20 protein-coding genes, 1 other RNA gene and 1 other annotated feature are annotated in these 21067 nt (G+C 56.8%); of the genes, 18 read left to right on the top strand and 3 right to left on the bottom strand.

The window, feature by feature from the left end; translation table 11 throughout:
• Nucleotides 1–5 precede the first annotated feature (5 nt).
• The 3 genes from YWK_RS0109355 to trxA all read left to right on the top strand — a co-directional run bounded on the left by YWK_RS0109355 (nt 6) and on the right by trxA (nt 2398).
• On the top strand, nt 6–776 hold the full coding sequence (locus YWK_RS0109355) for a hypothetical protein (protein WP_026964580.1): 771 nt from the start codon (nt 6–8) through the stop codon (nt 774–776).
• Between the two features lie 108 nt (nt 777–884).
• A complete protein-coding gene (locus YWK_RS19215; RefSeq protein WP_245578578.1) occupies nt 885–1982 on the top strand; it encodes a sodium:calcium antiporter in 1098 nt (365 codons plus the stop codon).
• Nucleotides 1983–2080: 98 nt separating this feature from the next.
• Nucleotides 2081–2398, top strand: coding sequence for a thioredoxin (trxA, locus tag YWK_RS0109365; protein ID WP_026964581.1), 318 nt, complete (start codon nt 2081–2083; stop codon nt 2396–2398).
• A gap of 52 nt (nt 2399–2450) precedes the next feature.
• Here the strand turns inward: trxA and YWK_RS0109370 are convergent, their stop codons facing one another.
• The gene (locus YWK_RS0109370; protein ID WP_026964582.1) at nt 2451–3752 is read right to left on the bottom strand and encodes a glutamate-1-semialdehyde 2,1-aminomutase; all 1302 of its coding nucleotides are present in this window, start codon (nt 3750–3752) and stop codon (nt 2451–2453) included.
• A gap of 135 nt (nt 3753–3887) precedes the next feature.
• Here YWK_RS0109370 and YWK_RS22470 point away from each other — a divergent pair, with 135 nt between their 5' ends.
• The 8 genes from YWK_RS22470 to YWK_RS0109410 all read left to right on the top strand — a co-directional run bounded on the left by YWK_RS22470 (nt 3888) and on the right by YWK_RS0109410 (nt 11831).
• Nucleotides 3888–4070, top strand: a complete 183-nt coding sequence (locus YWK_RS22470; RefSeq protein ID WP_026964583.1) for a hypothetical protein — start codon at nt 3888–3890, stop codon at nt 4068–4070.
• 393 nt (nt 4071–4463) lie between these two features.
• Nucleotides 4464–5753, top strand: coding sequence for a histidine--tRNA ligase (gene hisS / locus YWK_RS19220; RefSeq protein WP_051375419.1), 1290 nt, complete (start codon nt 4464–4466; stop codon nt 5751–5753).
• A 97-nt stretch (nt 5754–5850) separates the two neighbouring features.
• A complete protein-coding gene (aspS, locus tag YWK_RS0109390) occupies nt 5851–7653 on the top strand; it encodes an aspartate--tRNA ligase (protein WP_026964584.1) in 1803 nt (600 codons plus the stop codon).
• Nucleotides 7654–7757: 104 nt separating this feature from the next.
• A non-coding RNA gene (gene ssrS / locus YWK_RS21465) (6S RNA) lies at nt 7758–7966 on the top strand.
• Between the two features lie 276 nt (nt 7967–8242).
• A complete protein-coding gene (locus YWK_RS19225; protein ID WP_084453602.1) occupies nt 8243–9601 on the top strand; it encodes a replication-associated recombination protein A in 1359 nt (452 codons plus the stop codon).
• The gene (locus tag YWK_RS0109400) at nt 9598–10008 is read left to right on the top strand and encodes an RrF2 family transcriptional regulator (RefSeq protein WP_026964585.1); all 411 of its coding nucleotides are present in this window, start codon (nt 9598–9600) and stop codon (nt 10006–10008) included. Before YWK_RS19225 ends, YWK_RS0109400 begins: the two co-directional genes overlap by 4 nt.
• A 47-nt stretch (nt 10009–10055) precedes the next feature.
• Complete coding sequence (locus YWK_RS0109405; protein WP_026964586.1) at nt 10056–11186, top strand: cysteine desulfurase family protein; 1131 nt, start codon at nt 10056–10058, stop codon at nt 11184–11186.
• A 453-nt stretch (nt 11187–11639) separates the two neighbouring features.
• On the top strand, nt 11640–11831 hold the full coding sequence (locus YWK_RS0109410) for a hypothetical protein (protein ID WP_026964587.1): 192 nt from the start codon (nt 11640–11642) through the stop codon (nt 11829–11831).
• Nucleotides 11832–11909: 78 nt separating this feature from the next.
• On the opposite strand, the gene crcB is transcribed toward YWK_RS0109410, so the two are convergent.
• Both crcB and YWK_RS19230 read right to left on the bottom strand, forming a co-directional pair.
• Nucleotides 11910–12287 (bottom strand): fluoride efflux transporter CrcB, encoded by a 378-nt coding sequence (gene crcB, locus YWK_RS0109415; RefSeq protein WP_026964588.1) that lies wholly within the window; start codon nt 12285–12287, stop codon nt 11910–11912.
• The gene (locus YWK_RS19230; RefSeq protein ID WP_051375420.1) at nt 12284–12691 is read right to left on the bottom strand and encodes a fluoride efflux transporter FluC; all 408 of its coding nucleotides are present in this window, start codon (nt 12689–12691) and stop codon (nt 12284–12286) included. The genes crcB and YWK_RS19230 overlap by 4 nt, the downstream gene beginning before the upstream one ends.
• 271 nt (nt 12692–12962) lie before the next feature.
• Here YWK_RS19230 and YWK_RS0109425 point away from each other — a divergent pair, with 271 nt between their 5' ends.
• The 7 genes from YWK_RS0109425 (at nt 12963) to YWK_RS0109455 (ending at nt 21042) form a co-directional block, all read left to right on the top strand.
• On the top strand, nt 12963–14027 hold the full coding sequence (locus tag YWK_RS0109425; RefSeq protein WP_026964589.1) for an AI-2E family transporter: 1065 nt from the start codon (nt 12963–12965) through the stop codon (nt 14025–14027).
• 70 nt (nt 14028–14097) lie between these two features.
• Nucleotides 14098–14397, top strand: a complete 300-nt coding sequence (locus tag YWK_RS0109430; RefSeq protein ID WP_026964590.1) for a hypothetical protein — start codon at nt 14098–14100, stop codon at nt 14395–14397.
• Between the two features lie 37 nt (nt 14398–14434).
• Nucleotides 14435–14648, top strand: a binding site (T-box leader).
• A 74-nt stretch (nt 14649–14722) separates the two neighbouring features.
• A complete protein-coding gene (gene alaS / locus YWK_RS0109435) occupies nt 14723–17365 on the top strand; it encodes an alanine--tRNA ligase (protein ID WP_026964591.1) in 2643 nt (880 codons plus the stop codon).
• 92 nt (nt 17366–17457) lie between these two features.
• Nucleotides 17458–17721 (top strand): IreB family regulatory phosphoprotein, encoded by a 264-nt coding sequence (locus YWK_RS0109440; RefSeq protein ID WP_156909110.1) that lies wholly within the window; start codon nt 17458–17460, stop codon nt 17719–17721.
• On the top strand, nt 17702–18130 hold the full coding sequence (gene ruvX, locus YWK_RS0109445) for a Holliday junction resolvase RuvX (RefSeq protein ID WP_026964593.1): 429 nt from the start codon (nt 17702–17704) through the stop codon (nt 18128–18130). The genes YWK_RS0109440 and ruvX overlap by 20 nt, the downstream gene beginning before the upstream one ends.
• A gap of 96 nt (nt 18131–18226) precedes the next feature.
• The gene (gene mltG / locus YWK_RS19235; RefSeq protein WP_169727163.1) at nt 18227–19309 is read left to right on the top strand and encodes an endolytic transglycosylase MltG; all 1083 of its coding nucleotides are present in this window, start codon (nt 18227–18229) and stop codon (nt 19307–19309) included.
• Nucleotides 19310–19533: 224 nt separating this feature from the next.
• Entirely contained in the window at nt 19534–21042 is a 1509-nt protein-coding gene (locus YWK_RS0109455; RefSeq protein ID WP_026964594.1) for a penicillin-binding transpeptidase domain-containing protein, read from the top strand.
• The last annotated feature ends 25 nt before the right edge of the window (nt 21043–21067 follow it).

Below are 21067 nucleotides of genomic sequence, written 5' to 3' on the forward strand. Positions count from 1 at the left end.
GTCCGGTGTCTGGAAACACAGCTGTGGTTGGATTTTCCGTCGCTTTGCTTGCGCTGATTATCATTTGGCTTTGGCTGAACGTGATGTTGATTCGGCGGATGCGCACGAAGAAAGCCCAAGCAACACCGGTTACCGATTTGGCAGCAGACACCAGAGAGGTGTCGACATCTGAACCGCGCGGACGCGTGTCGGGGACAGTGACGGACATCGCTCCCGGCCCAGACGAAGCGGATGCGGTGGTTGGACAAGCACTGCAGGACGCGCGGTCGCCGCGTGCTGAGATGGTTCCAGGCAACGCACCGGACACCGTTTCGGATGCGGATGACACGTTTCACAGTCCGGAAGTCTCAATACAGGAGACGCCTGAAGGACGTTCTGTGTTCAACTCGAAACAGGTGCCGTTTTATGTAAGAAACACGCCCGATTCCCCGTTTCTGTCCGGTGCGTGGATGACGGCTTTACAGAAACTGAGTCAGGATTCAAACATTCTTGGCTGGATTGCGTTTCATGGGAACACGGTCGGCGCTTCAGACCATCGCTACGACGACGCGTTGACAGAGGTCCTCAAGTCGTACCGGTCGATGTTGGAACGCTTGCGGCAGGAGGTCGGTTTGACGCAGGTGCTAGAGACGTCCATCGTCGGAGTGGAAGGAAAAATTTGGATGTTGTCGGCGCGGGATGATGTCTGGCTCTCTCTTTTCCTCGACCATACCGTGAACGCGCAAGAGGTTGTCAAAGAACTGCTCCCACCGGAATTGTCCGCAACCACTCGGTGATCCCATCCTGTTCCGCGCGCCCAAGTTGGGTGCGCGTTTTGCATATCTGGACAGACTCCCGCGTAAGTGTGAAAGGAGGAGTATTGTCCACCTGTGGGAGGGACGAGTGTGAGAGTCGCTGCATCCATGGTACTGTCACTGGCCATGATTTTGTTTGGCGCCGAGTTGTTTACCAACGCTGTCGAATGGCTGGGGCGCAAGTTACATCTCGGTGAAGGTGCGGTGGGAAGCGTACTGGCTGCACTGGGTACCGCTCTCCCGGAGACGGCTGTACCCATCACCGCGATTGCCTTTGGCCACGGTGCGAAAGCTGCAGAGGATGTTGGTATCGGTGGCATTCTCGGCGCGCCATTTCTGCTGGTGACCCTTGGTTCTGCGATTGTTGCGTGTTCCCTCTGGATGTTCAGAAAAGGCGGACCCACTGGATACATGGTAAAATTGCGCCTGAGTGCGTACCGTCGGGATATGTCGTTTTTCCTCATTGCGTACGCTTTGGCCATCGCGGTTGGGTGTTTTCCCGAGGAAGACTTGCACCAGTTCACCTCCTGGGTATTGGTGGGACTGTACCTCGTATTCATTGTTTTGACCTTCCGAGATAAAAGTCAGAGCGCGATGCCCGGAGAACTGCACGTGCTATATCTACAGTGGAACCAACCTGGAGAGCCCCGAATGGGCGCGGTCCAATTGCAACTGGTCTGTGCACTCGGTCTCATTGTTGGAGGGGCTCACCTACTCACTGGTGCGGTGGAACAGGTTGCGCTGTGGTGGAACATTCCGCCATTTGTGTTGTCGGCCATTTTGATTCCCCTCGCGACAGAACTGCCGGAGACGCTGAACAGTGTGGTCTGGATTCGACAGGGGAAAGACGCCCTTGCCATCCGCAATATTACTGGTGCGATGGTGTTTCAAAGCACGCTGGTTCCAGCATTGGGCATTGCACTCACGAAGTGGGACCTCCACGCAGAAGCTTTGCTGACGGGAGGACTGACACTGGCGGCTGGGGCGATGTTGTTCGGCGTGTTCCAACTGAGGGGACAGATTGTTCCAGGCATCCTGATGGCTGTTTCGATGTTGTACTGGGTGTTGCCGCTGCAAACGGTGGCCACCCGTTATCATTTGTTGCACCTCTATTGGATGGGATATGCCATCCTCGGTCTGTTGTTTTTTTGGTTCCTGAGACGGGGACTGCACACGAACAACGCGTGACCATCGGAAGGTGGGCGGTGTTCCATTGCAGGCAAAAATGGGTATGCTACAATAGGAAGTGCGGTGACCATTTATACATAGCGAGGAGGATATAACACATGGCGAAAGAGGTAACGGATGCGACGTTTTCCGAATTCCTTTCATCCGATAAACCGGTACTCATTGATTTCTGGGCGACGTGGTGCGGACCTTGTAAGATGATGGCACCCGTGATTGAAGAAGTATCGGAAGAATACGCAGACAAACTGAAGGTCGGTAAGCTGGATGTTGACCAGAATCCGGAAACCGCTCAAAAGTACGGAATCATGAGCATCCCAACGCTTCTCGTCTTCAAGAACGGCCAAGTTGTGAAGCAACTCATCGGGTATCGTTCCAAGAACGACCTGGTCAGCCAATTGGCGGACGTTCTGCAATGACAGACTGCGTTGATGACACAAAGTGCCGGGCATCCTTGCCCGGCACTTTGTTTTACCGTGATGTACGCATCGCGTGAAAGCTGTCGCGCACGGCACGCAGCGTGACTTCTACATCTTCCTCCGTATGCGCCGCGGATACGAACCACGCTTCGTATTTTGATGGCGCGATAAAGACACCCCGCTTCAGCAGTTCGTGGAACCAGCGACCAAATCGTTCGCCGTCCGTCGCTTGTGCATCATCGTAATTGCGCACACGCTGACTGCCGAAATAGACTGTGAATGCACCACCGACGCGGTTGATAGTGATGGTTTCCCCGAACTCTTCTGCCGCTTGCAGGATCCCCTGCTCCAGGAGGGCGCCCAAGCGTGCCATCTCGTCGTAAACCCCCGGTTGCTTGAGTACGTCGAGGCAAGCGATGCCCGCGCGCATGGAGGCGGGATTGCCCGCCATGGTGCCAGCTTGGTAGACCGGGCCGAGCGGAGCCACAGACTCCATGATGTCCTTCCGCCCACCGTACGCGCCAATAGGAAGTCCACCGCCAATGATTTTACCAAGCGCGTACAAGTCTGGATGCACTCCGTACAGTTGCGCCGCGCTGCCGTAGTGGAATCGGAATGCTGTGATGACTTCGTCAAAAATCACCAATGCACCGGCTTCGTGCGCGAGATCAATGACATTTCGAAGGTAGTCGTCTGAATCAGGTGCGACGATGCCAAAGTTCCCCACAATGGGCTCGACGAGGACTGCGGCAACATCGTCGCCGTGAACAGCCAACGCTTCCTGAAGTGCGGGGATGTCGTTGAACGGAACCGTGATGACTTCCGCCGCGATGGCTTGTGTGATCCCTGCACTGTCCGGAATGCCGATGGAGGACGGACCCGAGCCGGCTGCGACGAGCATCGGATCTGAGTGGCCGTGGTAACAACCCGCGAACTTGATCAGCTTGTTTCGTCCTGTGACGCCACGAGCCACGCGAATGGTGGTCATGACCGCTTCTGTTCCGGAGTTGACAAACCGAATCCGCTCCAAATCTGGGATGGCGGCTCTCAGCATGTCAGCAAACTGGACCTCCCAAACGGTCGGTGTTCCATAGAGAATTCCGTCCTCGGTTGCCTGCCGCAGCGCACTCATGACGTGAGGATGTGCGTGTCCGAGGACCAGGGGACCGTACGCACCGAGGTAATCGACGTACTCGTTCCCGTCCACGTCAATAAATCTTGATCCCCGACCTTTCGCCATCACAATCGGCGTACCGCCGCCCACCGATTTAAAAGAGCGAGAGGGACTGTTGACACCGCCCAATATCACTTCCTGTGCACGCTTGTACCAAAGGTGTGACTGTGCCCAGTTCACCGAATCAACCTCCTCACCAGTGTCCGCAGAACATGTTACCACAACCTTGTCTCGGCGTATGCCTCTGTCACGAGGTCGCCACACTAGGGGAAGCCAAGACCGACGTGTCGGTCCAACGAATGGGAGGGCAGGGCGATGCACCTTCGCGAATTGGATGGGTACACGCTTCAGGTGCTGCCTGGAGCGTTGAATCGCGGAATGATGAATGGAGAACGCCGCTTGCTCGAGATCAGCGAGCAGGACAGGAATTCGCTCGGCGAGTACGAGCGTGGACGTCAGTCCATCGTGTGGATGATTGCGCAATTGCGCCGGAATTGACATGTGGATGTCGGCTCAGTATACTCCAAGTTATATATTTTCCATATTGGATTCGATGATGAGGAAGAGTACCGCCGCACTCGGCGCCCAGAGAGACCTGCCACTGGCTGGAAGCAGGTTCGCTGATCGGAGTTGGGAAAGACACCTCGAAGAACTTGCGCAACCGAAACGTTCGTTTCCAAAGCGCACAGCGTCACGCGCACGTTACGCGCCAAAGTGGAACGACGGGTGAGTCCGTCGTTCAAACAGGGTGGCACCGCGGAACCACGCCCTTTCGTCCCTGTCGAGTAGCGACAGTGGAGAAAGGGCGTTTTTTTCTACGTGTCACCACGGCTGTGCGAGGTGCTGTGCGCTGTCAAATACCTAGGTGCAATGGTAAAGGAGGTCATCCCTGTGCTCACTCAAAGGCCACGCGGGACGGCAGACTTACTGCCCGGAGAAGTGGAGCAGTGGAAGCGTCTCGAGGATATCTTTCGGGCGGTCTCCCGGACGTACCACTACCAGGAAATTCGGACGCCCGTGTTCGAACACACGGAGTTATTCGCCCGCGGCGTCGGTGAAACGACAGACATCGTGGAGAAAGAGATGTACACGTTCGAAGACCGCGGCAACCGCAGCTTAACCCTTCGGCCGGAAGGGACAGCTGGCGTGGTGAGAGCGTACGTGGAAAACAAACTGTACGGACTGCCGGATCTGGCGAAGCTGTACTACGTGGGACCGATGTTCCGCTACGAAAAGCCACAAAAGGGCCGGTGGCGTCAGTTTCACCAGTACGGCGTGGAAGTCCTCGGATCCGAGGCGCCGGAAGTCGACGTGGAAGTGATTGCGTTTGGTGCCGAATTCCTCACGAAGCTCGGACTCAAGGACGTGCAGGCGGAGGTCAATAGTGTGGGCTGCAGCGAGTGTCGCCCACGGCACCGGGAAGCTATGGTGGAAAAACTGCGGCCGGTGGCCGATAGGCTGTGCAAGGATTGCCAAAGCCGATTGGACCGCAACCCGCTGCGCATCTTCGACTGTAAAAACGAGTCTTGTCAGGCCATTTTGCGTGAAGTGGAAGCACCGACGGTGTTGCAGTGTCTGTGCGATGCGTGCCAGAGCCACTTTTCTGCGGTTACCGAACTCCTGCAGGAGGTCGGCGTTCGATTCGTCATCAACGACCGACTGGTGCGGGGCTTGGACTATTACACGCGCACAGCGTGGGAGTTCACGGTGCCGGGGTACAGCACAGTCGCTGGCGGTGGACGGTATAACGGTCTGGTCGCTCAAATCGGGGGGCCAGAGACGCCTGGCGTTGGCTTTGCAGGCGGCATCGAGCGCGCCCTCCTCGTGCTGCAGGAACAGGGGGCTGCCGTGACCGAGCGAAGTCCATTGACTGCCTACGTGGCGGTAGCCGATGCGCAAGCGTCGCAAACGGCGACGAAGTTGTTGCAGGAATTGCGTTGTGCAGGCATATCTGCAGACAGAGACTACCAAGGCAAGGGCCTGAAGGCACAGTTGAAAGCAGCCGACCGAGTACAAGCGAAGTACGTGCTGATACTCGGTGAGGAAGAGCTGAAGAGCGGCACCGTGTCAGTCAAGGATTTGGCGACCGGGGAACAGGTCACTGTTGCCCGCAATGAGATTGTTTCATATCTGAGCGATTTGCAAAATTCCTCTGGAGTGGTTGAGCACGACCAGATGTAGTGCTTTCCTAATGCCGAAAACATCGTATACTGTGCTGCACCAGTTGTTCGTCGTGATTTTGAAAATTGCCGATCTGACAGAAAGGGTGTGATGCAGCGTGACGCAGCAGTATCGTACGCATGCCGTGGCAGAAACCGCACACGTCGAAGAAAACACCACCGTTACGTTGTCCGGTTGGGTACAGCGACGGCGCGACCTCGGTTCGCTGATGTTTGTGGATCTCCGAGATAGGAGCGGTATTGTGCAGTTGGTGTTTGACCCCGAACGCGGAACGCCGGACGACGTCATGCAACGGGCGGATCAGTTGCGCAACGAGTACGTGATTACGGTCGGAGGACAGGTGGTCCGGCGCGACCCAGGTGCTGTCAATCCGAAGATTGCCACGGGCCACATTGAAGTGGTGGTTTCGACACTGACTATCCTGAACGCAGCGAAGACGCCGCCGTTCTACATCCAGGACAACATCGACGTGGATGAGTCACTGCGTCTGAAGTACCGCTATCTGGACCTGCGGCGGCCAGTCATGCAGAACATGTTGATGGTCCGCCACAAGGCAGTCAAGGTATTTCGCGATTTTCTGGACAAGCACGGATTCATCGAAGTGGAGACGCCGATGCTGACGCGCAGCACGCCGGAAGGCGCACGGGACTACCTCGTGCCGAGTCGTGTACACCCAGGCGAATTCTACGCTTTACCGCAGTCGCCTCAGTTGTTCAAGCAGCTGCTGATGGTCTCTGGTCTCGAGCGGTACTTCCAATTCGCGCGGTGTTTCCGTGACGAGGACTTGCGTGCAGACAGACAACCGGAATTCACACAGCTAGACATTGAGCAGTCGTTCATCCCGCTCGACGAGTTCCAGGCCATGATGGAAGAGATGATGCAGACGGCGTTCCGCGAAGTGCTGGGCGTAGAAATCCCCGCTCCTTTTCAGCGAATGCCATACCGAGAGGCCATGGAGACCTACGGATCTGACAAACCGGACCTGCGCTTTGGCTTGCCGCTTGTGGACATCAGTGAGTATGTCAGGGACGCAGACTTCCGCGTATTCCGTGAGGTGCTGGATAACGGCGGTGTGGTGAAAGCCATTTCCGCTCCAGGGTGTGCAAAGTACTCGCGCAAACAGACGGACGAACTCGTCAAATTTGTCCAGGCGTACGGACTCAAGGGTCTGGCCACCATTGCGGTGCAGGGTGAAGAACTGAAGTCCTCCATCGCAAAGTTCTTCTCGGAAGATCAGCTGCGCGCGGTCGTGGCAGCAGTCGGAGCAGCGGACGGAGACTTGGTGCTCATTGCTGCGGCGGATAGGCCCACGGTGAACCAGGCGCTGGGCGCACTGCGGCAACATTTGGCGCGGACATTGAACCTGATTCCGGAAGGTCAGTTCAAGTTTGTGTGGATCACGGACTTCCCGCTGCTCTCCTACGACGAAGAACAGGGGCGCTATGTCGCGGAACACCATCCGTTTACCATGCCAAACTTGGAAGATCTTCCGTTATTGGACACAGATCCGGGCGCGGTGCGAGCGCAGGCTTACGACTTGGTGCTCAACGGCTTTGAGCTGGGTGGCGGCAGTATGCGCATCTACCAGCGCGAGATTCAGGAAAAAATGTTCTCGGTGCTTGGCTTCACCAAGGAGCAAGCGTATCAGCAATTCGGCTTCCTGCTTGACGCGTTTGAGTATGGAACGCCGCCGCACGGCGGCATTGCCTTCGGTATTGACCGTTTGATTATGATTATGGGAAATGCCAAGTCACTGCGCGACTGCATTGCGTTTCCGAAAACATCGAGTGGCACCGACTTGTTGACCGACGCGCCGTCCACCGTCACGGAGGCGCAGTTGGAGACGCTGCACCTCGAACTCCGGACCTCCGCGTCTCATGCGCCCGTCGGTTCGAACTGATGGTGCAATGCTTTTGTGGCACCCGGTTTCACTTGCATGAGAAACGGTCGCGGTGGTAACATAAGACCACGAGTTTCAACGACAGTTTCAACGACGCGTTGACGCGTTCCCTGCGCTGTTGGTGTAAACCTAAGGTGTTTTGAGCCAACACCCGACCATAGGGAGCCCGGCGTCTTGACTGTGAGCACATGCCTCAACGACACTTCTGTTTGCGAAGTGTTCGTACGTGGACTTGCGAGCAGGGCAAGCAGGGCACCCACCTGCTGAGAGCAGGCTTCAAAACGGTGGGTTTCACGGCAGCCGCGGGGCAATCGTATACTTACTCAGTGACCTCCCTCTCGGAGGTCACTTTATTTGTGCAGCGAGCCCACTAAAGATATGCCGAACGGTGGATATCGGCATGTTGCAAATCGCTGGTATAATAAAGTCGACTGCAATACTGGGAAATGAGGAACCGACATGCGAGACATCATGGACTTACACAGCAACACCGTGACAAAACCGGCACCCAAGACACGGTGGGCAGGGGCCGAGGCAGCAGTCGGAGACGACGGTCATTGCGAATTCCGTAGGTGGAGGCGTATTCAACGTGGACTTGTTTGACTTTGCAGGTGAGGCTGAGCAATCGGCAACGGCGCCGCTGGCGCATCGCATGCGTCCGCAGACACTGGACGACATCGTCGGGCAAACGTCAGTGGTTGGGCCGGGGAGCCCGCTTCGCAAGGCGATTGAACGCGACCTCTTGATGTCGGTCATTCTGTACGGCCCGCCGGGGACGGGGAAGACCAGTTTGGCCCAGGTTATCGCCCACGCCACGAAGGCGCGATTCGAGACCTTGAACGCGGTGACAGCCGGCGTCGCTGACATTCGCCAAGTGGTGCAGCGAGCGACCGATGAGCGGTCCCTGTACCGCAGAAAAACGGTAGTTTTCATCGACGAGATTCACCGCTTCAACAAAGCCCAGCAAGATGCTCTGCTGCCTTACGTGGAGCAAGGGACCATTGTGCTGATTGGGGCGACCACGGAAAATCCATACTTTCAAGTCAACCCGGCACTTGTATCGAGATCTCACGTATACCGTCTCGATCCGCTCTCCGACGAAGATATTCGCACCTTGCTGGAGCGCGCGCTGCGGGACGAAGCGAACGGTCTCGGCCGCCACCAGGCCGAAGTCTCAGAGGAGGCTTTGGATGCACTCGTCAAGTACAGTGGCGGTGATGCACGACGTGCCTTGAATGCACTGGAAATGGCTGTGCTCACTGCGCCTGTGCAGTCGGATGGCCGAGTGACCGTCGACCTCGAACATGTGCGCGAATCTGTGCAAGGTCGGCAAGTTCTCTACGACACCCGGGGAGATGAGCACTATGACACCATCTCCGCGTTTATCAAGTCGGTGCGGGGCTCCGACCCGGATGCGGCCATCCTGTGGCTTGCCAAGATGCTGGCAGCTGGCGAAGACCCGAGGTTCATCGCGCGCCGCCTGGTGATTCTCGCAGCAGAAGACGTCGGCAACGCGGATCCGCAAGGCTTGCAAATGGCCACGGCAGCATTACATGCGGTGCAGGCGATTGGCATGCCGGAGGCGAGAATTGTCCTGAGTCAGGTGACGACCTATCTGGCGTGCGCGCCGAAGTCGAACGCGGCGTACGTCGCCATCAACAAAGCCTTGGCGGATGTAGAATCTGGGATTCGGTTGCAGGTACCACCTCATTTGAGAGGGTCGGGCTATTCTGGCGCGAAGGAGCTAGGCAGTGGTGTCGGATACATTTATCCACACGACCACCCAGAGGAAGCCAAGGCACAAAGTTACTGGCCATTAGGTACGGAGCCGAGAGTGTACTACGTACCGACAGCGTTCGAAAAGGTTCAGCGCCCATCTTGGAGACCGGTATCGGGCGCGATGGTGGGCGATGGGGAGATTGATACTGAAGGGAAGTTGAATCTGTGAAAATATCCACCAAAGGACGTTACGGATTGATGTTGTTGGTCGATTTGGCGATGAATCAGGCGGGGGCGCCGGTGTCGCTCAAATCGATTGCGGATAGGCAAGGGTTGTCGGAACACTACCTGGAGCAGCTGATTGCGCCGCTGCGCAACGCTGGCATTGTGCGAAGTATCCGGGGCGCCTACGGAGGTTACGTGCTTGCGAAGCCGACCACGGAGATACGCGTATCGGATATCATTCTCACCTTGGAAGGGCCGATTTCGATTGTGGACGAGGACGTCCACGATGGATTGGAAGAACTGTGGGAGCGCTTGCGACAGGCCATCGTTTCAGTACTCGAATCGCTGACCCTGCAAGATCTGGTGGATATGAAACACCAAGGCGGCGAAACGTTTATGTATTACATTTGAGGCGCTTCACCGAGCGCTGACGTCACATCGGAAGAAGGAAAGGGACTATGATTTACCTCGACAACGCAGCGACGACGCAAGTGCATCCAGATGTATTCGAGGCAATGCAGCCATACCTGGCACTTCAGTACGGAAACCCGTCGAGCATTCACGCGTTCGGCAGAGCGGCCAAGGCAGCGCTGGATAAGGCGCGCGCGCAATTGGCGTCGTTCGTTGGGGCATATCCGCAGGAGCTGACGTTCACCAGCGGCGGCACTGAGGCCATTCACGCTGCTCTGTTTGGGTCGTTTCTCGCGTCTGGCGGCCGAAAGCACTTGGTCACGACGGCGCTGGAACACCATGCCGTGTTGCACACATGTGACTTCCTCCGGACGTTGGGATGCGAAGTCACCATCGTCGAGCCGGCCGCAGATGGACGGATCCGCGTGGAAGATGTAGTGGAGCGGGTGCGGCCCGATACGTTCCTGGTCTCAGTCATGGCGGTCAATAACGAAACGGGTGCGGTCCTGCCTGTGACGGACATCGCCCGCGCCGTGAAGGAAAAGGTACCAACGGTGCAAGTTCACTCGGATATGGTTCAGGCGTTAGGTACGCTACGGCTGGACTTACACGAGTCCGCCGTGGATTTCGCGAGCTTCTCTGGCCACAAAGTGTACGGTCCGAAGGGGGTTGGCGCCCTGTATATACGCAAGGGCTCCAACTGGAAGGCGGTGTTGCACGGCGGGGCACAGGAAAGAGAGCGCCGCGCGGGAACCGAAAACGTGGCAGGGATTGTGGGATTTGGAGCTGCTGTACATCGGTTGCACGAGCATTGGGACGCGCATATTCGACACATCATCGGTCTTCGCGACGCGTTTTGGCGTGCGCTTCAGGGGCTGCCAGGTGTCACTCGAAATAGCCCACAGGATGCGGTGCCGAGTATTCTGAATGTCTGGTTCGAAGGCGTGCGCAGTGACACCTTGTTGATGCGGCTGGACATGGCGGGTGTCGCTGCTTCGGCGGGATCGGCCTGTACAGCAGGATCCTTGGAGCCCAGTCACGTCCTCCAGGCTTGCGGGTATCCGGACGAGCGCGTCCGTCAATCCATTCGATTCAGTTTCTCCGAGTTCAATTCGGAAGAAGAAGTGACGCGCGGTGCAGAAATCACGAGGGACATTGTACAGGAGCTGAGGCGCTGACGTGTGGGCTGTCGCAACGCACAAGCGTAACAAATTTATCACAATCGGGCCAAGGGGAATGATTGGAGAATTTGTCGAATTTCCATTTGCTTCATTGCCAGGACACGCATCGTGCGTTACCATGACAGAGGCGACACGATTCGTCTTCGGTCGTCTCCTGAACTAATGCTTTAGCAAGATAATATTTCGAGCACGGTGGCAGTTCTCCCTTGCTTGCGTTTTGGCCGTCTGGTGGTTTATGGAGAACCGACTGTGGACAGGCTAATACAAGGTGAGCGATTTGCAAAATTCGGCTCGAGTGGTTCAGTGTTAGGATGTCTCTAGCGTCTGGACTTTGATTCGTCCGATTTTGCAAATCGCTGACAGAGTGTCAGACAGAGAACCTTGTTCGAATCGGCCGGTGGGGCCCAACACACAGTCCTTTTCGAACACCACACAAAAGGAGATTTGGCTATGCGTTGTCCGCACTGTAACTGCAGAGATATCGGCAAGATTGGTGCAAACCAGTTCTATTGCTGGAATTGCTTTATGGAGTTTAACGTGTCCGGATCTGACGTTCGCGTGTATGAAGTGGCTGAAGACGGGTCGCTCGTCGCGGTAGATGACGCGATACAGTCGATGCAGCTCGGGACTGGAACATTATAGGCTGAACAGAGCATGGAACTGATGCTCGCTGCAAAAGACGCCGTTTCGGCGTCTTTTTTTGATCCACGCTGATGTACGTCAGCGGATGGAAGGAAGGCCAAACAACCCCACGGCCGCGGCTGCAAATCCGAGCACGGCCGATGCTAGGTAGTACATGATGGCGGTAGAGAACCGGCCCTCGCGCGCTAACATCGTGAACTCGTACGTGAACGTGGAAAACGTGGTGTACGCTCCGCAAAAACCGGCGCCGAGAAACAGCATGGCATGCGGTTCCGCGTGAGGTAACCAGTTTCCCAAACCACGCGTAAACAGCCCAAGTAGAAACGAACCGCTGACGTTGATAAACAGGGTCGCAAATGGGAACGACACGACCAGTCGCTCACCAATCCACTTGGACAGCGCGTAGCGTACCAGCGCTCCAATCACACCACCACTGCCAACCAACACCCACGTCACGGGTCCACATCCTTTCCCGTTGAAACGGTGTGCAGCCTGGACTGACGCATTGCCAAGGTGTACCCGGCACCGGATGCCAGTATGCCGCCAATGTAGGAGGCCACAGCGTACAGTCCAAACCACCCCCACAGCCCGCTCCGCCAGAGTGACCAGAGCTCCACATTGAGCGTGGAGAAGGTGGTAAAGGCACCGATAAATCCTGTTCCAATGCCCGCCCGTACGTGCGGATGAATCGGGAGGCGCTCCACGGTAATGGTGTAAAACCAGGCAAGTCCAAAACTGCCGCACAGATTGATGAGTAACGTGGCGATGGGAAATCCGCGCAGGGTTCCGAGTGCCTCGGTCACGAGGTACCGGGCGCACGCTCCCAGAAATCCGCCGATGGCGACTGCCAGGTATACCACGGCGCAACCCCCTCTCGGCGCATGTTCCAACACATCGCGTCTACCGTGCTTGTCTGCAACAGTATACGGAAGATATCTAGCGGCAAGCAACTCAATGGCCGTGACACCTTGCCACAAGTTGTGGACACAATCCGCATATACTGTCTACAGCTGGACAGAACTGAGAGAACGAGGTGTTCAACGGAGCGTCTGACACACATCCTTTCAAAGGGTTTTGTGGAGCGCTGTTGTTCCCTCCGCAAACCGGTACAGCGACTGGGGGAGAACTGCCGTGGATATTCAAAACAGGTACCTGCGCATCGCGCTATTCGTCCTGGCCATCCTTCTCTGCCTCCACTTGATAGCTGGGTTGCGCCCGTTCTTTCATGACGTTTGGCTGGTCATCAAGGTGTTGTTTATTCCGTTTCTCGCTGCGATGATTGTCAGTTACTTGTTGCAGCCGCTCGTTGAAAAGTTAGCCAGTCGCAAGGTTCCTCGTGGCGCGGCCATTCTCATTATTTACTTTGGATTTGCCTTATTGTTTGTGATTCTTGTTGTAAAAACCATTCCTGCAGCGAGTCGGCAGTTTACACAACTCGCGGAACATCTGCCCGAGCTGATTGCGCGCGTCGATGGGTGGTTGGACGGCCTGGCCGCGCAAAAGCGGTACCTGCCGGATGCGCTTCGCATTGGCGTGGAACGCGGCCTCGCACAAATTCAGAACAACGTGACGCACTACGCCGCCGGTGTGTTTGATATGTTGAGCAGTACGCTAAACGCAGTGTTTGTAGCGTTTGTGGTCCCGTTCTTGGTGTATTACATGTTGAAAGATGGCAAGGCGATGGGACGAGCGGTGGTACATCTGTTTCCCAAGCAATACCGCGATGAAGTGCAAGTCATCTTGGTGGGCATTGACGATACGCTGGGAAGTTACGTTCGCGGACAGATGATGGTGATGACTGCGGTCGGGGTGCTTGGGTTCGCAGGGTACCTGATTATCGGCTTGCCTTACGCGTTGCTCATGGCGATATTCCTTGCGGTGATGGACGTCGTGCCGTATCTCGGACCGTTCCTTGGCGCTGCGCCGGCGCTCATTCTTGCTTTCACCGTTAGCCCTCTTATGGCGCTCAAGGTGCTGATTGTCAACGTGCTCGTGCAACAGTGCGAAGGGAACTTGATTTCGCCTGCGATTATGGGGCGGACACTGCATCTGCACCCGATGGCCATTGTCGCAGCTATCCTCGTCGGCGGAGAAGTCGGTGGGATGCTGGGCCTCATCTGTGCCGTGCCCGTACTGGCTGTGGCGAAAGTGGTGTATACCAACGTTCGTGAATTCCGAAATCGCCAAACCCCTTGACAGTTGGACAAGTTTCCTGAAAACTGACACAATGAGTGTTGATTGGCTCGGTTTGGGAGGGGTGTGGCCCGTGCGGGTGACGCGAAGCTTGGTTGTCGTCTCTGGCGTGGACTGTGTCCTGTTCCTGGCCGCGTGGGTGCTCTACGACGTTCCATCCGCTGCTTTCGCTCACGTTCATCCCCTGGTTGGCGTGGGGTACTGGATTGCGGCGTTCGCGGGCTTCGTTCTCAGTGCATGGTCGTTTTGGGTGGTCACCCGCGGACGCCCGGAGGACTTTCGGCGGTCCGTCGTCTGCATCTTGTTGACGTTTTTGCCTGGTTGCGTGGGTCTCGTCGAATTGTTGTCAAAACTAGGGACACATCCGGTTTGACAAGGTCTGTCGCTTCAAAGTAAACTAATTCACAAATGCGAAAGCGATGCGGGAAACAAGTACGCATGCGGTATCGCCGTCCAGAGAGGACGTCCGTCGGCTGGAAGACGTCTCGGTCAACGTATGCGGAAGCCAGTCCCAAGCGCGTGTAAAGACGCCGGGTTCGCCCGTTACAGCGACAGAGTGACGGTGTGCAAGAACAAGACACCGTAATCAGGGTGGTACCGCGAGACAAACCTCTCGTCCCTGTGGGACGCGGGGTTTTTTATATGTCCTGAAACTGAAAGGCGCATAGGCATAGGGACGCGAAGCGAGGAGGATCATCATGAAACGACGAACAGCCGCTGAAATTCGCAAGATGTACAAGCAGTTTTTCTCGGAACAAGGGCACCTCGTCTTGCCGAGTGCAAGTTTGGTGCCGCATGACGACCCCACGTTGTTGTGGATCAACGCCGGGATGGCTCCGTTAAAACCGTACTTCGACGGTCGCGTGATCCCGGAGCGGCCGCGGATTGTCACTGCCCAGAAATGTATCCGCACCAACGACATCGAGAACGTGGGGCACACCGCCCGCCATCACACGATGTTTGAGATGCTCGGCAATTTTTCGTTTGGCGACTACTTCAAACGGGAAGCCATTCACTGGGCATGGACGTTCCTGACAGAGTGGCTGGAACTGGAGGCGGATCGGCTGTCTGTCACGGTTCATCATTCGGACGACGAAGCCTTCAAGATTTGGCACGAAGAAGTGGGCATCCCGAAGGAGCGCATTGTCCTCGGCGATGAAGATAACTTCTGGGAGATTGGCGAAGGCCCCTGCGGCCCGTGTTCAGAGATCTTCTTTGACCGAGGAGAAGTGTACGGCTGTGGGTCGGCAGACTGTAAACCCGGATGCGACTGCGACCGCTTCTTAGAGATTTGGAACCTTGTGTTCACCCAGTACAACAAAGAGGCGGACGGAAGCTACACGCCGCTTCCGAAGAAGAATATCGATACTGGGATGGGACTGGAACGCATCGCTTCCGTGCTGCAGGATGTTCCGAACAACTTTGAAACGGATCTGTTTATGCCCATCATTCAGGCCACGGCGGACGTCGCTGGCGTCGCTTACGGGGAAGACGAGCAGAGAGATGTGCACTTCAAAATCATCGCGGATCACCTTCGGACGGTTACGTTTGCGATTGGTGACGGCGTTTTGCCGGGCAATGAAGGGCGCAACTACATCATTCGCAGGTTGTTGCGTCGGGCAGTGCGCAGTGGCCGAAAGCTGGGCATCGAACGCCCGTTCTTCTTCCAGCTCGTTCACGTGGTGTCCGACATCATGGGAGACGATTACCCAGAAGTGCGAGAGAAAAAGGACTTCATCGGTCGCGTGGTGCACACAGAGGAAGAGCGGTTCCTAGAAACGCTGGCGGAAGGGGAGTCGCTCTTGCAGGACACGCTCGACCGCTTAAAGCAAGAAGGGAAGACCGTCTTGTCTGGAGAGGACGCCTTCCGGCTGTATGATACATTTGGATTCCCGATTGACTTGACGGAAGAAATGGCGCAGGAACAAGGTGTATCGGTCGACCGGGACGGCTTTATGCAACACCTCGAGGAACAGCGTGAACGCGCACGCGCAGCGCGGCAGGCAGCGGAGGGCATGAACTCCGAACGAGGTGTTCTGGAATCGCTGACGACGCCGAATCAGTTCGTAGGCTACACGCAGTTGGCTACAAACAGTGTGGTCACGGCATTGATTCGCGACAACACCTTGGTAGAGCGATTGGAGGCCGGTCAGGAAGGTGAAGTTCTGCTGGACGTGACACCGTTCTACGCAGAGAGTGGTGGTCAAGTGGCAGACATCGGCATCCTGCAGAGCCAAGAGGGCAGCGCGGAAGTGGTTGACGTGAAGAAGGCGCCGCACGGGCAGCATCTGCACCGCGTCCGGGTCCTGTCGGGCCAGTTGACCACAGGACATCCGGTGAAGGCCGAAGTGAAGGCGGACGTTCGCCGCGATATCGTGAAGAACCACACCGCGACACACCTGCTGCACAAAGCGTTGCGAGAAGTCCTTGGAGAACATGTGACACAGGCTGGATCGCTCGTCGAAGGGCCGCGACTCCGGTTTGACTTCTCCCATTTTGGCGCATTGACGCCCGAGGAACTCGCAGAGGTGGAACGGCGTGTCAACGACGTCATTTGGCGCGATGAGCCCGTGGAGATTCGTGAGATGGATATCGACGCCGCCAAGTCGATGGGTGCCATGGCGTTGTTTGGGGAAAAATACGGAAAGGTTGTGCGGGTGGTCAAAGCTGGCGACTACAGCATCGAGTTGTGCGGTGGCTGTCACGTGGAGCGGACCGGGCTGATAGGGTTGTTCAAAATCACGTCGGAGGCGGGCATTGGCGCCGGTGTCCGACGGATTGAAGCTGTCACGGGGCGCTATGCATATCAATATGTGCGAGCGCAGGAAGAGCTGTTGCAGGATGCTGCACAATTGCTCAAGACTTCGGTGGCCGAGTTCTTGCCTCGACTGGAACGAGTGCTCGAGGAAGGGCGGCAGTTGGAACGCGAGCTGGAATCTGCGAAAGCGAAACTGAATCGTGGCCGCGCTGCGGAACTCGCCAACCAGGTGACCGTCGTCGCCGGTATTCCCGTGGTCTCAGCCATCATTCCTGATGTTGACATGGATGGCCTTCGCCAAACGGTGGACGAACTTCGCGAGAAACTGCAGTCGTACGTCATCGTGCTCGGCAGTGTCGTAGGGGACAAGGTGCAGTTTGTGGCGGCGGTATCTAAAGATCTGCAAGCCAGGAAGTTGCACGCTGGGCAACTGGTCAAGCGCGTAGCCGCAGTGGCCGGTGGCGGCGGTGGTGGAAGACCTGACCTGGCCCAGGCGGGTGGAAAAAACCCAGCGAAAGCGCGCGAAGCAGTGGAGTGCGCGGCACAATTTGTCAAGGAGATCGCAGGAGAATCAGAGGGCTGAGCGAATCATTTACCATGAGGGGTTTCGATGGAGTGTTTACGCCATGGAAACAGAGTACAGTGATTGTTTGCGAAGGGGTGGCCGCTTTGAACATGGACGAAACGATGCGGTTTGAAGCCAAATCTGAGAATGAGGAGGCACGTCGCGCGTTCCAACTCGCCTATCAGGCACTGTCCGAAAAAGGCTACAACCCGGTTTACCAGATTGCTGGGTATCTCATTTCTGGAGATCCAGCGTACATCACCAGCCATCTCGATGCACGCAATACCATTCGCAGGATTGAGCGCGACGAGTTGATTGAGGAACTGGTACGGGCATACGCGGAGAATTTTCAAGATGAGAACGCTCGGGGTTGACTACGGACTTGCGAAGATTGGCCTTGCTATCAGTGATCCGACAGGATTGCTGGCGCAGGGCCTGTCCGTGTTGCGGCGAACGAGCGATGAGCAGGCTGTTGAAGCCATTGTGAACGTCATTCGGGAGTACGACGTCAAACAAGTTGTCGTAGGACTGCCACGACACATGAATGGTTCCATCGGTGAACGCGCAGAGCAGTGCCAGGCGTTTGCCGATTTGATTGAAAAAGCGGCAGGCATTCCGGTCCATATGTATGACGAGCGGTTGACTTCGGTGGCTGCTGAACGCATGCTCATCGGTGCGAACGTACGGAGGGACAAGCGGAAGAAAGTCGTGGACGAGGTAGCGGCAACGTTGATGCTGCAGGGCTACCTCGACCGCCAATCGCACCAACGCGACGTAACGTGAACAGGACGTCGTCCGCCCAGCGCCGACAGCGCGGGGCAGGCGGCTCTTTTGTGCGCAGACCGCGTATTGTACAACGGTGAGGTGAGGAAAACCAACGTGTGGAATTCACAGGAACGTGGCCACCGTCCAGGGAAGTGGCGGCGCGGCGTGAGGAACGCCATTCTGCTTCTGTTGCTGGCGGTCATCCTCCTCGCTGGGGGGGCCACGTATTACACGTATCGCGAATTTGCTCCACCACAGAGCACGGGGCGACTCGTCGACGTCGACATCGCAAAAGGTGAGTCTACGTCGGAGCTTGGTCAGGAATTACAGCGGATTGGTCTCATTCGGAACGCGTGGGTCTTCCGGATGTATGTCAGATTCCGAGACGGGGGAGACAGGTTCCTGGCGGGGCACTACCAAGTCCGTCAAGGTACAGGCATCCCGGAACTGGTCTCCATATTTGCGGATGGTGCCGTCGTGAGCAACGCCGTGTCGGTGACCATCCCGGAGGGCTACACGGTCGTTCAAATTGCGGATAAACTAGCTGCCCTGAACGTATGCAGCAAGAGCGCTTTTCTGAAGGAAGTGCAGTCTGGATCCTTCAATGCGCCTTTTCTTTCCAAATTACCACACAATCCGGCCATCAAGTACCGCCTGGAAGGGTACTTGTTTCCGGATACCTATCAATTTGTCCGCGGGGAGTCCGCACACACCGTGGTGCAAGAAATGCTCAATGACTTTGCGGAACACGTGAACGCCAGTGTGCTGCAGCGCTTGCAGAAGGCCGGATTAACGCTCCCGCAAGCAATCACGGAGGCGTCTTTGGTGGAAAAGGAAGCCAAGGTGAATCGGGAGCGCCCCATCATTGCCAGTGTGATACAGAACCGGTTGCACAAGTCCATGAAGCTGCAGATTGATGCTACGCTGGAGTACATTTTGGGGCACAAGGACGTATTGAGCACGAAAGATACGGAAGTGAACGATCCGTACAACACTTATCGAAATCCCGGCCTTCCACCGGGCCCCATTGCCAATCCAGGGATGGCGTCGATTCTGGCTGTGATTCAACCCGCGCATACTTCGTATTTGTACTACGTCGTGAAGAACGATGGGACAGGCGAACACTACTTCGCCGAGACGTATCCCGAGCAGTTGCACAATGAAGCGTTGAGTCAAAAGAACTTGCACACACATTAGCGGTAGCGCTCGACCTTCGAAGCCAGCTCTACCTCAACAAGCCACCCCTGGGGTGGCTTGTTTTCGTATTGGTGAGTGCACAGCAGGCATTCGCTTGCGGTTGCAGGGCACACTATCCGAAGGAGATGGCTGCGTGGCAAACATCATTCGCCTCCCTGAACAACGATACAGGCTGGCTGTTCGTAGATGATGATCCCCTAACTCTTGCGATGTGGTGAAGAATCGTGCGCAAACGCCGTATCTTTTGGCTCAACCTGTTTTCTCTACTCGCCATGGCCGTACTTTTGGCTCGCGTGTTCCAGCAGACCGTATTGCCGCCCGCATCCATTTCGAAGATGGGGCGTTGGCAAGATACATGGCCCGCGAAGGCGGACCTTGAGCATTTTGATGTACTGCAAGTAGACGACGGCCGCGGCAGAGTCCTCTACCGCAACGGGGCTCCTTGGTCCGGCCAGTGGCAGCGGGTTCAGTGGTCTGGTGTGGGCATGCGGGTACACAGCGAGCAGGTTCCACCCTTGCTGGCGAATCCCCTGGTCGGCGTGGTTGGACTTCCGGACAAGTGGCCAGACGCAGAGCGGGCCGTCGCGGAGCAGGGCCGTTCGGGGCTGGAATATACGTTTGATCAGACACTCCAGTCGCGCAGACCGGGTTTCGTCGCCAGGCTGCGGTCGCCGACGCACAATGTGTACAACCCTCAATGGTTTGGGATTCAGGCGGTACCCGGTGCGGACGTGCGTACTTCTATCGATCCGGCGTGGCAAACCGTAGCACAGCGCGCCCTGCGCAACGCTCACGTCGCGAACGGAGCCGTTGTGGTCCTGGACGTTAAGACGAATGAAGCGCTGGCTATCGCCGGCGTCAAAGCGGAGCGCGTAGATCCGAGGGTGGCGCTGTCTGCCCAGACACCCGGATCCATCTTTAAATTGGTCACTGCTGCTGCCGCTCTCGATGCGTTCCGCTACCGTCCGGACTCGCAATTTTACTGTTCAGGCGGCATCCACATCCCTGGTGTCTCCATGAACTGCTGGACCGCACACGGCGCATTGTCGCTGATTGCTGGGATTGCGCAATCGTGTGATACCGCGTTTGCGGAAGTTGGAATGGCTCTTGGCAGGGCAGGGCTGGAGACGGAAGCGCGCCGACTTTACCTGGACGAGACCCATTTGCAGTCCATCAATGGTCGGCCTGTGCTTGCGGAGGCAGACGCGGGAGCGGTGTTTCGGCATTCCGGCACGGACGACGGGCTGTTGGCCAATACCTCCATCGGCCAAGAAGACGTGCGGATGACGCCGCTGCAGGCAGCCAATGTGGCGCGGACGGTTGCCATCGGTGGTCAAATGAGCAGGGTGCGGGTGGCTTTGGATGCAGAGAAACATGGGAAAGCCATCTTGACGTTCCGGGGGTATGACCATGTTCGCGCGATGTCGCGACATGCTGCGTACTGGATTGGCGTCGGCATGCGGGAGGCCGTTCTGTCGCGGTCTGGCACGGCACACGCGCTGGCGCACCACCCTGTGCACGCGGCCGTCAAAACGGGAACCGCGGAACTGGGTAAGTCTCCACGGGTAAATGGTTGGATTGCTGGGTTTGCACCGTATGAACACCCCGACATTGCGTTTGCCGTCTATGTGGGCAACAGCGGCTCTGACCAAGCACACCAGGCCGTTCGTCGGATCACGTGGAACCTGTTGGATGCGTACAGGCAGTTTCACCCACACTCCGACATACGTTAATGACAGCGGCCCGGATGGAGGTGGG

Origin of the sequence: Alicyclobacillus pomorum DSM 14955 (genome assembly GCF_000472905.1) — a bacterium.
In the GTDB taxonomy this organism is placed as follows: Bacteria; Bacillota; Bacilli; order Alicyclobacillales; family Alicyclobacillaceae; genus Alicyclobacillus_A; species Alicyclobacillus_A pomorum.

Coding starts and splice junctions, on each gene's coding strand:
- trxA (WP_026964581.1), top strand. CDS start 2,081: ATGGCGAAAGAGGTAACGGATGCGACGTTTTCCGAATTCCTTTCATCC.
- YWK_RS22470 (WP_026964583.1), top strand. CDS start 3,888: ATGCACCTTCGCGAATTGGATGGGTACACGCTTCAGGTGCTGCCTGGA.
- YWK_RS0109405 (WP_026964586.1), top strand. CDS start 10,056: ATGATTTACCTCGACAACGCAGCGACGACGCAAGTGCATCCAGATGTA.
- YWK_RS0109410 (WP_026964587.1), top strand. CDS start 11,640: ATGCGTTGTCCGCACTGTAACTGCAGAGATATCGGCAAGATTGGTGCA.
- alaS (WP_026964591.1), top strand. CDS start 14,723: ATGAAACGACGAACAGCCGCTGAAATTCGCAAGATGTACAAGCAGTTT.
- YWK_RS0109440 (WP_156909110.1), top strand. CDS start 17,458: ATGGACGAAACGATGCGGTTTGAAGCCAAATCTGAGAATGAGGAGGCA.
- ruvX (WP_026964593.1), top strand. CDS start 17,702: ATGAGAACGCTCGGGGTTGACTACGGACTTGCGAAGATTGGCCTTGCT.